This window comes from Nocardioides abyssi (genome assembly GCF_030412915.1).
GTDB lineage: Bacteria > Actinomycetota > Actinomycetes > Propionibacteriales > Nocardioidaceae > Nocardioides > Nocardioides abyssi.
The window spans coordinates 311,420-324,924 of record NZ_JAUHJR010000002.1; the positions used below are offsets into that span (position 1 = coordinate 311,420).

Consider the following 13,505-nt stretch of genomic DNA (forward strand, 5'->3'; position numbering starts at 1 on the left):
CAACCAGCCGGACGGGGCTGGGCGAGGAGTCAGCAACCAGCCGGACGGGGCTGGGCGAGGGGTCAGCGGGTGAGGCGGCGCTTGGCGCGGGCGAGGAGCGACGGGGCGGGCGGTTCCGGCTGCACCGCCTGCTCCGGCTGCTCCGGCTCGGGCTGCTTGCGGAGCTTCGGCGGGGGCTGGTCGTCGGGCCAGGCCTCGGCGGGGTCGAGGGCGGGGCCGGCGGTGCCGGGGAGCCGCGCGCGGCGCACCGACGCGACGGGTTGGAAGCCGGCGTCCTCCGCCTCCAGCCACCAGGAGCCGAAGAGCTGGTCGACGACGTCGTCGAGGTCCTCGCCCGGCTCGGCGACGAGGCGGGCGCGGGAGACGGCGGCGGTCCGCTCGATCCGCAGCACGGAGCCGTCCGGGCAGTGGACCTGGCGCAGGCCGTGGTGGGTGCGCTCGAGGTGCAGGAGCAGGGCGGCGAGGGCGGGCCGGCGCGGGGCCCACCCGGCGCCCGGGAGCGTGAGGCGGAACATCGCCGGGCAGCGCTCGTCCGGCAGCGCGCCGAGGAAGCGGACGCGGGGGTCGCCGACGTACGACGCGTGCACCAGCCGGGTGTCGAGCAGCGGGTCGGCCAGGGGCGAGCGGCGGTCGTCGGTGAGGACGTCCCAGTCGCCGAGCAGCACCACCGAGAGGTCGGCGAGCGTCGAGGCGAGCACCGCGTCGACGACCGTGCCGACCTCGTCGTGGGCCTGGCCGCGGACGTCGAGGACGACCTCGAGGTAGGGCACCGAGTAGAGCCGGCCGGGCCGCCGCTTCGGGCGCAGGTCGGGGACGCGGTCGGCGAGGTAGGGGTCGTTGTGGGCGTTGACGTCCTCGCGCTGGTTCATCACGTGCGAGGGGCCGAGGTGCCAGCTGCGCGCGCCGCGGTCGGGGACGAAGACGGCGCCCGCCTCGGCGAGGCGGTGGCCGAGGTCGATGTCCTCGCCGAGGACGAGGGAGGTGTCCATGCCGCCGGCGGCGTCGTACAACGAGCGTCGCAGCGACGCCGTCGCCCCCACGTGCGTGCGCAGCGCCCGCGGACCGGCGGCGCGCAGGTCGTCGGTGCGGTCGTAGACCTGCTCGACCCAGTCGTGCGGCTCGCGGGGGAGCCCGTCGAAGGACGCCGCCACCACCCCGTCGGCGACCGCGGCCCGCACCGCCTGCGGCCCGGCCTCGAGCACCGGCGCCGGGTCGACGAACCACTTGTGCCCGAGCACCACCGCGTGGTCGACCGCGTGGTGCCAGCGCAGCTGCGCCTCGACGTGCTCCCGCTCGACCAGCATGTCGGCGTCGAGCCAGTGCAGGACGTCGCCGTCGGAGGCGAGCGCGCCGGTGTGGCAGGCGTTGGCGCGGCCCCAGCCGGAGTCGACGCGCACGATCCGGGTCCGCTCGGGCCGGACCTCGGGCAGCACCAGGTCGTCCGGGCCGTCGTTGGCGACGACCACCTCGAGCAGGTGGGCGGGGTAGGTCTGGGCGGCCAGGCCGGCGAGGACGGTCGGCAGCAGCCGCTCGGCGCGGTACGCCGGCACGACCACGCTCACCGACAGCGTCGGCTCCCACGCGCCGACCTCCGGCACCACGATCGCGCTCCAGTCGTTGCGGCGCACCCGCGGCTGACCCCTCACGGTCCCTCCTCCTGGTCGAGCACGAGCGGTCCGCGGTGCAGGCCGCGCCACTGGGCGACCACGTGCTCGCGGCGCAGCAGGTCCCCCACGCGGGCGGGATCGCGGAGGCGGGCGACGTGGGCGAGCCCGTGGGTGCGGTACGTCGTCGCGCCGGCCGCCCGCAGCTCCCCGGCCCCCAGGCCGGCGAGCGGGCGGCCGACCAGCACCAGGCCGGCGGCCGGCGGCGACGGCTCCGGCCCGGCGACGTACGCCTGGGTCGCGACGCGGCGGCGCACCGTCGCGCCGATCGTCTCGGCGTGGACCACCTCGGCGGGCATCTCGACCACCTCGGCGCCCGACCAGCGCCGGGCGCGCAGCAGGTCGCGCAGCACCTCCGGCCCCCACCAGCCGTCGGCGGCGGTCCTCAGCACGACGTCGCCGGCGGGGGTGGCGCCCGGCTCGACGACCTCGACGGAGACGCCGACCTGACCGGCGACCTGGGCGCGGGCGTGGTCGAGCCGGGCGCCGTCGCAGGTCAGCACGACGCTGACGGTCGGCTCGGTGGCGACGCGCAGGCCGGCGCGGGCGCCGACCCGTTCGCGCCAGGCGGCCGTCGCGTGGGCGTCCTGCGCGGCACGGCTGAGCAGCACCGAGCGGACGTCGCGGTCGAGCGGGGCGGCGGCCGGGTCGAGCAGGTCGGCGAGGGCGTCGCCGAGCCGCTCCCGGGCTCCCGCAGGGACGGGCCCGGTCGACACGACCGGAACACCGGCGAGGGCGAGCCCGGCGACGAGCCGCTCGGGCGCGGGCCAGGTGACGCGCACCGCCTCGACGTCGCGGAGCGAGGCGACGACGGCCGCGGTCGGCTGCCGCGCGTGATCGAGGTCGACCGCCGGGCGGGTGGCCGGCACGGCCGAGCCGCGCGGGTGGAGCACCGCCTCGTCGAGCGGGCCGACCTCGGTGTCGACGCCGAGCGCCGGGAGCACCGGCTCGACGGTGAGGATCGTGGACGGCTCGGCGGGGAGGGTGGCCACCAACGAGGCCGGGACGTCGTCGGTGACCACGTCCGCGACGGCCGGCAGCCCGAGGTCGAGGCCCGGCTCGGCGACCAGCCCGCCGTGGCCGGGGACGGCGCGCGACCCGGCGCCACGCGCCAGCGCGACCAGCACCTCGCCGACCGGAGCGCCCTTGGCCAGCTCGACGCGGGTGACCGCGCCGCCGTCGGCCAGCCGCACGTCGAGCTCACGCAGCGCGGGCCACTCCGGCCGCGGCACGAGCGGCACCGGCGCCACCGCCGACCTCAGCACGACGGCGACCGACCGCGCCCGGCCGAGCGGCGGCAGCGCCGAGGCCACCCGGCGCAGCGCGGTCTCGTCGGCGAGCACGAGCGTGACCGACGCCCAGCCGCCCTCGCGTGCCGGCACCGCGCCGACCGCCGCGACGGTCACACCGGGCCCGGGCGCCGCCACGGCCGGGTCGTCGGTCAGCACCAGCGCCGGGGTCCGGAGGTCCGCGGGCAGCGCGACGGCGGGCTCGGCGGGGGCAGGCATGGTGCTGAGTAGGGTACGGCCGTGCCGCCGCGGACCTCCGAGACCGAGGCGATCGCCCTCGTCGCGGCGAGCCCGCTCCTCGACGTCGGGTGGTACGCCGCGCAGGCCGACCGGGCGTTCGCCTCGCGGGCCGAGGCGGCCGAGCACTGGGTGCGGCACCGCCCCGAGGGCGCGACCCCGCACCCGCTCTTCGAGCCGGCGTGGCTCTACCCGCGCGGCCGGTGGGCGAAGCACGCGCCCGACCCGCTGAGCTTCTGGCTGGCCGACCCGGCCGAGCGGCAGCGCGCCCCGCACCCGCTCGTCGACCTCGACGCCACCGGTCCGCTGGAGGACTGGCTGCGCGCCCACGACCCCGCCGAGCTCCTGGTCCCGCCGCAGGAGCGCGACACGTCCGCCTCGGTCAGCGTGGTGGTCGCCGTCGACCACCTCGCCCGCGCGGTCCAGTGGGCGCGCCACCTCGCCCGCACGCCGGACGTGTCGACGCAGCTGGTCACTGCCGACCCGGCCACGACGCGCATCCTCGGGACGGTCGTGGCCGGCCTGCCGACCGTGCGGGTGGTCGCCGACCCCGAGCCGGCGCCGGTCGTGGTCCAGGTGCGCCCGGAGGTCCGCCCGCCGCGCTGGCCCTGGGTCGGGGACCTGGTCACGGCGCTCGACGCGGACAGCGTGGGCGCGGCCGCCCCGCTCCTGCTGCGCCCCGACTTCACCGTCGCCGGGCCGGTGCTCGTGGGCCACCCGGTCGCCGACGTCGAGCGCGCCGCGCACCTGCCGCTCCCGGACGCCGCCGACCCGCCGGTCCGCGCCACCCGCGACCGCACCGGCACGACCCCAGCTACGACCACGAGCACGACCAGGCTCGTCACCACCTCGCGCCTGGTCATCACCGAGGACCTGCCGGAGACGGCCGACGAGGCCTGGTGGCGCGCCGCCGGGTTCGCGGCGCCCGGCCGGCCGCTGAGGATCCGCGAGGGGCTGGCCGACGGTCAGCGCGCCCTGCGCTGGTCGATCGACATTGCAGCTCCGGCCGCACCACGCGGGCAGCGGTGGGGCGACTGGCACTTTGCGCGCTCGCTGGCCGCCGCCCTGGAGCGGCAGGGGCAGTGGGTGGCGATCGACCACCCCGAGACCCGCACGCGGCGTACCCGTGACCTCGACGACGTCACCCTCGTCCTCCGCGGCCTCGAGCGGGTCGAGCCGCCCGCGCACACCGCCAACCTCCTCTGGGTGATCAGCCACCCCGACCTGGTCACGCCCGACGAGCTGGCGCAGTACGACGCGGCGTACGCCGCCTCCGCCACCTGGGCCGCCCGGCACGGCACCGACGTGCTGCCGCAGTGCACCGACGCGACCCGCTTCCGCCCCGACCTGACCGGGTGGCGCCCGGCCGAGGGACCGCGCGCCCTCTTCGTCGGCAACTCCCGCGGCGAGCTGCGGGCGAGCGTGGCGGCGGCGCAGCGCACCAGCCTCGACCTCACCGTCATCGGCCAGGGCTGGCCCGACGACGTGCCGGTCCTCGCCGACCACGTGGCCAACGAGGAGCTCCCCGCGCTCTACGCGAGCGCCGGGATCGTGCTCAACGACCACTGGGCGGACATGCGGGCCGAGGGGTTCGTCTCCAACCGGGTGCTCGACGTGCTGGCCACCGGCGGGCGGTTGCTCTCCGACGACGTGGCCGGGCTAGCGGACGTGCTCGGCGACGCGGCCGGCGCGGTGCGGGTGTGGCGCACCGACGAGGAGTTCCGCGCGCTGACCACCGGCGACCCCGACGAGCACTGGCCCGACGCGGCCGCCCGGCGACGTACCGCCGAGCGGGTCGTCGCCGAGCACTCCTTCGACGCCCGCGCGGCGACCCTCCTGGCCCGGGCGCTCGCGCTCGTAGACTCCCGGCCGTGACCGACGCCCCCGCCGCCCCGGAGCTCGACCTCAGCATCGTGCCGCTGCCGCCCTACCGGCTGCGGATGGGCGGGGCGCACTTCAAGCGCGACGCCGACTTCGTCGCGGCCGGCGTGCGCGACGTCAAGCTGCTCCGGCAGCGCGCGGGGCTGGGCCGCCGCAAGCGGCTGCTCGACTGGGGGTGTGGCGCCGGCCGGCTCGCGATCGGCGTCAAGCACCTGCTCGGCCACGTGGCCGACTACCACGGCGTCGACGTGCAGCCCGAGCTGCTGAACTGGGCGAAGGACCACCTGTCGGACGAGCACACGCGCTTCACGCTCGTCGACCAGCACAACGCGCGCTACAACCCCGACGGCCAGGCGACGTACGACATCCCGGCCGAGCCCGGCAGCGTCGACGTCCTCTACTCCTACTCGGTCTTCTCCCACATGCTCGCCGACGACGTCGCCGGCTACGCCCGCACGATCGCGCGGATCCTCGCGCCGGAGGGCCGCGCTCTGATGACGGCCTTCGTCGAGGAGGACGTGCCCGACTGCGTCGAGAACCCGACCGACTACCTCAAGCTGGACTGGAAGGGCGCGCTGCACTGCGTGCGCTTCGACCGCCGCTACTTCGAGGGGCTGGTGTGGGACGCGGGCCTGGCCGTGGAGGAGTTCGTGCACGGCCGGGAGACCGACGGGCAGTCGATGTACGTCCTCTCCCGCCGGGACAGCCGGGACAGCCGGGACGAGCAGCCGTGACCCAGGCCGAGGTCGAGGAGCTCCGCGCGCGGCTGCGCAAGCACCGCCGGCGGGAGAACCCGGACCTCGCCTACCTCTTCGTCGTCACCTACGGCCGCTCCGGCTCCACGCTCGTCTCCGGGCTGCTCAACGCGATCCCGGGCTACCTCGTCCGCGGCGAGAACCGCGACGCCCTGCACCACCTCTTCGCCTTCCACCGCACGATGGTCACCGAGTCGCGGCGCGGCTCGGACCCGGAGAAGAAGGAGCGGCTGCGGCAGCCGACCCACCCCTTCTACGGCATCGCCGACTTCCCCGCGCAGCGCTCGATCAGCGGCATCCGGCGGCTCGCCGTCGACACGGTGCTGCGCCCGGAGGAGGACACCCGGGTCGCGGGGTTCAAGGAGATCCGCTGGTACCACGACGACCTGGAGGAGTACGTCTCGTGGCTGCGGAAGGTCTTCCCCGGCGCACGGTTCCTCGTCAACACCCGCGAGCACGCCGACGTGCTGCAGAGCAAGTGGTGGGCCCAGGGCGACCCGGTCGAGAAGGCCGCCGAGCTCGCCCGGATCGAGGAGCGCATCCTCGCGCTGGCCGCGGACCTCCGGGACGCGGCGTACCGCGTGCACTACGACGAGTACGTCGCCGACCCGGCCGTGCTGCGCGGGATGTACGACTGGCTCGGCGAGCCCTGGGACGAGGACTCCGTCCGCGCCACGATGGCGGTGCGGCACTCGGTCTGAGCGGGCGGGGCCGGCTGGACCGGCCGGGTCAGCCCAGCGAGCGGGTCTGCGCGGCGATCACGTCGGCGTACCACTGGTAGGACCGCTTCGGCGTCCGCCGCTGGCTCTCGTAGTCGACGTGCACGAGCCCGAAGCGCTGCTGGTAGCCCTCGGACCACTCGAAGTTGTCCAGCAGCGACCAGCAGTAGTAGCCGCGGACGTCGACGCCGCGCTGCACGGCGGTCGCGACCGCGCGCAGGTGGCCGTCGAGGTAGTCGATCCGGGCCTGGTCGTCGACGACGCCGTCGGCGTCCGGGCCGGCGTTGTAGGCCGCGCCGTTCTCGGTGATGTAGATCGGCGGGAGGGCCGCGCGGAAGCGGGCGCGGAACATGATCAGCCACTCGCGCAGCGCGTCGGGCACGACCGGCCACCCGAAGTCGGTCGTGGGGTAGCCCAGGAGCTCGCGGAACTCGAACGGCAGCTCGGCGTCCTCGCCGGCGGCCGCGATCTTCCACGGGTTGTAGTAGTTGACGCCGTAGAAGTCGAGCGGCTGGCGGATGGTCGCGAGGTCGCCGTCGAGCACGACGTCCTCGAGCAGCGGGGCCAGGTCGACCGGGTAGCGGCCGAGCAGCATCGGCTCGATGAAGAGCCCGTTCCACATCGCGTCGAAGAGCTTGGTCGCACCGATGTCGGCCGCGTCCTCGGAGGCCGGCCACATCGGGGCGTGGTTGTTGGCGCAGCCGACGCTCGCGGTGGTCCCGGCCGGCACCGAGTCGCGCAGCGCGATCGCGGCGCGGCCGTGGGCGAGCAGCAGGTGGTGGGCGACCGGCAGCGCGTCGAACATCAGCGCCTTGCCCGGCGCGTGCACGCCGATGCCGTAGCCCATCATCATCACGACGTTCGGCTCGTTGACGGGCACCCAGTGCTCCACCCGGTCGCCGAACCGCTCGCCGCAGATCGCGGCGTACTCCGCGAAGCGGTCGATGGTCGCCCGGTTGAGCCAGCCGCCGTCGTCCTCGAGCGCCTGCGGCAGGTCCCAGTGGTAGAGCGTGGCCATCGGCTGCACGCCGGCGGCCAGCAGCTCGTCGAGGAGCCGGTCGTAGAAGTCGACGCCCTTGGCGTTGACCGGGCCGGACCCCGTGGGCTGGATCCGCGACCACGACAGCGACAGGCGGTAGCCGTCGACGCCGAGGTCCTTCATCAGCGCGACGTCCTCGGAGAACCGGTGGTAGTGGTCGCAGGCCACGTCACCCGTCGAGCCGTCGTTGATCCGGCCGGGGGTGTGGGTGAAGGTGTCCCAGATCGACGGGCCGCGGCCGTCCTCGCGGGCGGCGCCCTCGACCTGGTACGCCGCGGTGCTGGTGCCGAACCGGAACCCCGGCGGCAGCTGGGGCAGGCCGCCCCCGTCTGCGGGGGACGGGTCGGGCGAGGCGGCGGGCACGGGCACAATCATGGACGTGACGACCGAGATCCGCCGGGGTTCTGCCCGTTTCGTGACCCGCGCGCCGGGGATGGTGACGCACCACGCGTTCTCGTTCGGCGCGCACTACGACCCCGAGCGGCTGCGCTTCGGGCCGATGGTCTGCCACGACGACCACCACCTCGGCTCCGGCAAGGGCTTCGACACCCACCGCCACTCCGGGCTCGACATCGTCACCTGGGTGGTCAGCGGCCGGCTCTCCCACCGCGACTCCTCCGGCCACGAGGCCGTCGTCTCCCCCGGCGAGGTCGCGGTCCTCGCCTCCGGCTCCGGCGTCGAGCACGCCGAGCACGCGACCCCCGACGGCCGGGCCCGCTTCGTGCAGGTGTGGCTGGCCGCCGACCCCGACCGCGCCGACGCCGAGCCGACGTACGCCGTCACGCCGGCGCCCGCCGCGGCCACTCCCGGCGGCGGGCTGGTCGAGCTGGTCTCCCCCCAGCCCGGCGCCGTGCTGTCCCTCGCCCGGCTCGACGCCCTCGAGACGTTGACCCTGCCCGCCGCCGACCGGCTGCACGCCTACGTCGTCACCGGCGCGCTCACCCGCAGCTCGCTCGCCGAGCCGCTCACCGCCGGCGACGCCTTCCTCTTCACCGACGAGCCCGCCCACCAGGTCACCGCCGCCGTGCCCACCGAGCTGCTCGTCTGGACGTTCGCGGGCTGAGCGGTCGCGGCCGGGGTGTCGGGGTCACCGGTTAACCGGTGACCCCTGCACATATCGGGGCAGATCTACCCCGATATGTGCAGGACTCCCCTGAGATGTCGGCTCCCAGCCGACCTCAGCAGACGACCGAGACGGCGCCGGGACGCACCTCGACGACGAGCGGGTCGCCGGAGAGCGGCGGCAGCACGCCGAGCGGCTCGCCGTCGCCACCGACCGGCACACCGGCGCCCGGGCGGGACGGGTCGGCCCGCAGCTCGACCCGGCGGCCGGAGAGCACGGTGACCTCGGGGAGGTCGACGTGCCCGCCGTCGTAGACCTTCGGCAGCGAGCGGACGAGCGCGGCCTTCGTGGCGGCCTCGATGACGACGACGTCGAGCACGCCGTCGGTGACCGAGGCCGTGGGGGCGATCTGCATGCCCTTGCCGTAGAAGGCCGAGTTGGCGACGACGACTGTGGCGGCCTCGAGCTCGCGCTCGTCGCCGTCGACGGAGAGCCGGAAGCGGGCGGGGGCGTAGGTGAGCAGGGCGCGCACGGCGGCGTAGGGGTACTGCAGGCTGCGCGGCAGCCGGTGCGCGCCGTCGACGAGCTCGGCGGCGCGGGCGTCGACGCCGCAGTAGACCGAGCCGGCCACCTCGCGCGGCCGCTCGCCGGGGAACGACGCGCACAGCAGGTCGACCCGGCAGGTCGACCCCGACAGGAGCAGGGTGGCGAGCGCCTCGGGCGACTCGGGCAGCCCGAGCATCCGGGCGAAGTCGTTGCCCCGCCCGGCCGGCAGCACCGCCAGCGTGCCACCGGCCGCCGACACCTCGCCGGCCAGCGACGACAGCATCCCGTCGCCACCGACGGAGACGACGACGTCGCCGCGCTCGACGGCCGCGGCCACCAGGCCGGGCATGGCGCGCGGACCCGGGGAGTACGTCACGTCGACGGTCGCCCCGGCCTCGCGCAGCAGCCGCGTCACCGGCACGACCGCCTCGGGGGCCGCGCCCCCGCCGGAGGCGGGGTTGACGAGGAACGTGAAGCCGCGGAGCCCGGTCACGGGACCAGCACCCCCGGGTTGAGGATCCCGGTCGGGTCGAGGTCGGCCTTGACCGCCCGCAGCACCGACACCCCGAGCTCGCCGACCTCGGTCGGCAGCCACGGCCGGTGGTCGGTGCCGACCGCGTGGTGGTGGGTGATCGTCGCCCCGGTGCGGGTGATCGCGTCGCTCGCGGCGGTCTTCGCGACCTGCCAGCGCTCCAGGGAGCGCGAGCCGCCGGCGGCCGCCACGGTGAAGTAGAGCGAGCAGCCGGTCTCGTAGACGTGGCTGATGTGGCACAGCACCAGGCACGGCTCGCCCAGCGCGTCGACGAGGGCGGTGCGCACGGCGTCGTACAGCGTCGGCACCCGCGACCAGAACGTCGCCGTCTCCAGGGTCTCGACGAGCACGCCGGCGTCGAGCATCGAGTCGCGGAGGTACGGCGCGTCGAAGCGGCCGTGGGCCCAGGCACGGCCGGGCTCCTCCCCCAGCGGGGTGCCGCCGAGGCCGGTCAGCACCGAGGCGACCGCGGTCCGCCGGGCGGCCACCAGGTCCGGCTCACCCTCGTGGCCGACGACCATCAGGCAGCCGCTCGCGGAGCCGGACTCGCCGCCGTCGGCGCCGATGGCGTCCGGCCGGGCGAGGTTGATCGCGGTCTCGTGCTCGTCGGAGAGCCGCAGCACGGTCGGCAGCAGGCCGGCCTGGGCGAGCGTGCGCATCGCGGCGGCGCCGTCGGTGAAGGACGGCCACCGCCAGCCCTCGTAGACCTTCTCGGCGGGCAGCCGCCGGACCCGCACGGTGACCTCGGTGATCACGCCGAAGGCGCCTTCGGAGCCGAGCAGCAGCTGGCGGAGGTCCGGGCCGGCGGCGCTCGCGGGGGCGCTGCCCAGGCGCAGCTCGCCGCGGGGGGTGGCGACGCGGAGCCCGACGACGAGGGCGTCGAAGCGGCCGTACCCGGCGCTCGACTGCCCGCTGGACCGGGTCGCGGCGAACCCGCCGATCGTCGCGTGCTCGAAGGACTGCGGGTAGTGGCCGAGCACCAGCCCCTCGGCCGCCAGCAGCGCCTCGGCCTCCGGCCCGCGCAGGCCCGGCTCGAGGGTGGCGGTCATCGAGGTGTGGTCGACGGCGAGCAGCCGCTTCATGCGCACCAGGTCGACGGAGACGAGGCCGGCGTACCCCTCGCGCCGCGCGGCCAGCCCGCCGGTCACCGACGTCCCGCCACCGAACGGCACGACCGCGAGGCGGTGCTCGACGGCGACCGCGAGCACGGCGGCGACCTGCGCGTGGTCGGCGGGCCGTACGACGGCGTCGGGTGCGTCGGAGAGGTCGCCGGCCCGCTGGCGCAGCAGGTCGGGGGTGGACTTCCCGCGGGTGCGGAGTCGTCGCGTGGCGTCGTCGACCAGCACCTGCTCGGCGCCGACCGCGGCGCGCAGCGCGTCGAGGTGGGCCGGGGCCAGCACCGAGCGCGGCACGACCACGTCGGCGACCGCGGGCTGCTCGTCGAGGCCGAAGACCGCCTCCACCAGGCCGCGCGCGGCCTCGGGGAGGGCGGTCGCGCGGGCGGGGTCGCCCCAGCGGCTGGGGTGCATCTCGCCCGCGACGGCGGTCGGCTCGAGCGGCAGGTGGTCGGTGCTCATGCGTTACACTGTGACATATGACGTCACTTCGTCACAACGATCCTCGCGACACCTACCTCGACGCCGCCCGGGCCTGCATCCTCGACATCGGCTGGCGGCGCACCACCCTCACCGAGGTCGCGCGGCGGGCCGGGGTGTCGCGGATGACGATCTACCGCACCTGGTCGGACATGCGGCAGCTGCTCGCGGACCTGATGACGCGGGAGTGGACCGAGGTCGTCGTCGCGGCCGAGGCCGAGGACGCCCCCGACCGGTCCGTCGTCGAGCGGCTCGTCGACAAGCTCGTGCGGACGGTGAAGGTGCTGCGGAGCAACGAGCTCTTCGTCCGGATCGTCGAGCTCGACCCCGAGCTGGTCCTGCCCTACCTGCTCGACCGCCGCGGCCGCTCGCAGCAGCTCATCCTCGACCTGGTCGAGCAGGCGCTCCGCGACGCGCAGGCCGGTGGCGACGTGCGGGCCGGCGACCCGGCCGCGATGGCGCGCGGGCTGGTGCTCTCCGCCCACGGGTTCGTGCTCTCGGCGCACACCATGGTCGACGACACGGTCTCCGAGGACGCCCTCGAGCAGGAGATGCGCGTCGTGCTCACCCGGACGCTGCAGCCGTGACGGGCGAGCAGCGGATCGCCCCGGGCCTCGCCGGGGCCCCCACCGAGGTCGACCTGCTCGTCGTCGGCCTCGGCATCACCGGCGCGGGCGTCGCGCTCGACGCCGTCACGCGCGGGCTGTCCGTGCTCGCGGTCGACGCCCACGACCTCGCCTTCGGCACGTCGCGCTGGAGCTCGAAGCTGGTCCACGGCGGCCTGCGCTACCTGGCGAAGGGCCAGGTCGGCGTCGCCCACGAGAGCGCCGTCGAGCGGGGGGTGCTGATGGAGGTCACCGCGCCCCACCTGACCCGCCCGATGCCGATGGTGGTGCCGCTGACCAGCAGCGTCACCCGCACCCAGGCGACGATCACCGCGGTCGGGCTGCGCGCCGGCGACGCCCTGCGCCGCGGCGCCCGCACCGATGCCGAGACGCTCCCCCGGCCGCGCCGCCTCTCGGCCACCGAGACGCTCGCGCTCGCACCGGCGCTGCGACCGGCCGGCCTGCGCGGCGGCATGCTGAGCTGGGACGGCCGGCTCGAGGACGACGCCCGCCTGGTGACGACCGTGGCGCGCACCGCCGCGGCGTACGGCGCGTCGGTCCGTACCCGCGCCCGCGTCCTCTCGACCTCCGCCGCGCCCGGCGACGGCCCCGCGCGGACCGACGTGCTGCTCCGCGACGAGCTGACCGGCGCGACCACGACCGTCCGCGCCCGCGCCGTCGTCAACGCCGCCGGCGTCTGGGCCGGCGACCTCGCCGACGACGTGACGCTGCGCCCCAGCCGCGGCACCCACCTGGTGCTGCGTGGGGAGACCCTGCCCGGCCTGCAGGTGTCGGTCTTCGCGCCGGTGCCGGGCGAGACCAACCGGTTCGTGCTGGTGCTGCCGCAGCCGGACGGCACGGTGTACGTCGGCCTCACCGACGAGCCCGTCACCGGCCCGGTCCCCGACGTGCCGGAGCCGACCGAGCCCGAGATCGGCTTCCTCCTCGACGTGGTGTCCGCGTGCTTCGCGCGCCAGCTGCACCGCTCCGACGTGGTCGGCGCCTTCGCCGGCCTCCGCCCGCTGCTGGAGTCCGGCGGACCGGACGGACCGGACGGGCCGGGCGGCGGCTCGACCGCCGACCTGTCGCGCAAGCACGCCGTGCTGGTCGGCCGCGACGCCATGGTCACCGTGGTGGGCGGCAAGCTGACGACGTACCGCCGGATGGCGCAGGACGCCGTCGACGCCGCCCTCGCCCTCCCGTCCACCGCCGGGCTCGGCGCCGGCCCGTGCCGCACCCGCGCGCTGCCCCTGCTCGGCGCGGCCCCCCGCACGGTGCTGGCCGCGCTGGAGCAGCCCGAGCGGCTGGTGCGCCGCTACGGCACCGACGCCGCGCTGGTGCTCGCGAACGCCGTCGAGGTCACCGGCCTGGACGAGGCCGAGCTGCTCGCCCCGGTCGCCGAGGGCGTGCCGGTCACGCTGGCCGAGCTCGTCTTCGGGGTGACCCACGAGGGCGCGGCGGACGTCGACGACCTGCTGGACAGGCGCACCCGGGTCGGTCTCGTGCCCGCCGACCGCGCCCTCGCGGAGCCCGCTGCGCGGCGAGCGATGAGTTTGGCCCTCGACGCCGGTCGGTGAGCG

The 13,505-nt window shown here is 76.1% G+C and carries 11 protein-coding genes; 6 read left to right on the plus strand and 5 right to left on the minus strand.

The window, feature by feature from the left end; all coding sequences use genetic code 11:
• Positions 1 to 62: 62 nt before the first annotated feature.
• Positions 63 to 1,646, minus strand: a complete 1,584-nt coding sequence (locus QWY29_RS06570) for a glycosyltransferase family 2 protein (protein ID WP_300959895.1) — start codon at positions 1,644 to 1,646, stop codon at positions 63 to 65.
• Positions 1,643 to 3,172: an amino acid adenylation domain-containing protein gene (locus QWY29_RS06575; protein WP_300959896.1), complete on the minus strand. Its 1,530-nt coding sequence runs from the start codon at positions 3,170 to 3,172 to the stop codon at positions 1,643 to 1,645. The genes QWY29_RS06570 and QWY29_RS06575 overlap by 4 nt, the downstream gene beginning before the upstream one ends.
• 21 nt (positions 3,173 to 3,193) lie before the next feature.
• Between QWY29_RS06575 and QWY29_RS06580 the strand changes: the two genes are divergently transcribed.
• From QWY29_RS06580 to QWY29_RS06590, 3 genes are read left to right on the plus strand one after another with little or no spacing between them, the layout of a single operon-like run.
• Positions 3,194 to 5,065, plus strand: coding sequence for a glycosyltransferase family protein (locus QWY29_RS06580; RefSeq protein ID WP_300959897.1), 1,872 nt, complete (start codon positions 3,194 to 3,196; stop codon positions 5,063 to 5,065).
• Positions 5,062 to 5,805 (plus strand): class I SAM-dependent methyltransferase, encoded by a 744-nt coding sequence (locus QWY29_RS06585; RefSeq protein ID WP_300959898.1) that lies wholly within the window; start codon positions 5,062 to 5,064, stop codon positions 5,803 to 5,805. Before QWY29_RS06580 ends, QWY29_RS06585 begins: the two co-directional genes overlap by 4 nt.
• Positions 5,802 to 6,527 (plus strand): sulfotransferase, encoded by a 726-nt coding sequence (locus QWY29_RS06590; RefSeq protein WP_300959899.1) that lies wholly within the window; start codon positions 5,802 to 5,804, stop codon positions 6,525 to 6,527. The genes QWY29_RS06585 and QWY29_RS06590 overlap by 4 nt, the downstream gene beginning before the upstream one ends.
• Positions 6,528 to 6,555: 28 nt before the next feature.
• Here QWY29_RS06590 and QWY29_RS06595 read toward each other — a convergent pair whose 3' ends face one another.
• Entirely contained in the window at positions 6,556 to 7,947 is a 1,392-nt protein-coding gene (locus QWY29_RS06595) for a GH1 family beta-glucosidase (RefSeq protein ID WP_300959900.1), read from the minus strand.
• A gap of 16 nt (positions 7,948 to 7,963) precedes the next feature.
• Between QWY29_RS06595 and QWY29_RS06600 the strand changes: the two genes are divergently transcribed.
• Positions 7,964 to 8,647 (plus strand): pirin family protein, encoded by a 684-nt coding sequence (locus QWY29_RS06600; protein ID WP_300959901.1) that lies wholly within the window; start codon positions 7,964 to 7,966, stop codon positions 8,645 to 8,647.
• A 115-nt stretch (positions 8,648 to 8,762) separates the two neighbouring features.
• On the opposite strand, the gene QWY29_RS06605 is transcribed toward QWY29_RS06600, so the two are convergent.
• Positions 8,763 to 9,686 (minus strand): diacylglycerol/lipid kinase family protein, encoded by a 924-nt coding sequence (locus QWY29_RS06605; RefSeq protein WP_300959902.1) that lies wholly within the window; start codon positions 9,684 to 9,686, stop codon positions 8,763 to 8,765.
• Positions 9,683 to 11,302, minus strand: a complete 1,620-nt coding sequence (locus QWY29_RS06610; RefSeq protein ID WP_300959903.1) for an FAD-binding oxidoreductase — start codon at positions 11,300 to 11,302, stop codon at positions 9,683 to 9,685. The genes QWY29_RS06605 and QWY29_RS06610 overlap by 4 nt, the downstream gene beginning before the upstream one ends.
• Before the next feature lie 17 nt (positions 11,303 to 11,319).
• Here QWY29_RS06610 and QWY29_RS06615 point away from each other — a divergent pair, with 17 nt between their 5' ends.
• Both QWY29_RS06615 and QWY29_RS06620 read left to right on the plus strand, forming a co-directional pair.
• Positions 11,320 to 11,907, plus strand: a complete 588-nt coding sequence (locus tag QWY29_RS06615) for a TetR/AcrR family transcriptional regulator (RefSeq protein WP_300959904.1) — start codon at positions 11,320 to 11,322, stop codon at positions 11,905 to 11,907.
• On the plus strand, positions 11,904 to 13,502 hold the full coding sequence (locus QWY29_RS06620) for a glycerol-3-phosphate dehydrogenase/oxidase (protein ID WP_300959905.1): 1,599 nt from the start codon (positions 11,904 to 11,906) through the stop codon (positions 13,500 to 13,502). Before QWY29_RS06615 ends, QWY29_RS06620 begins: the two co-directional genes overlap by 4 nt.
• Positions 13,503 to 13,505 lie beyond the last annotated feature (3 nt).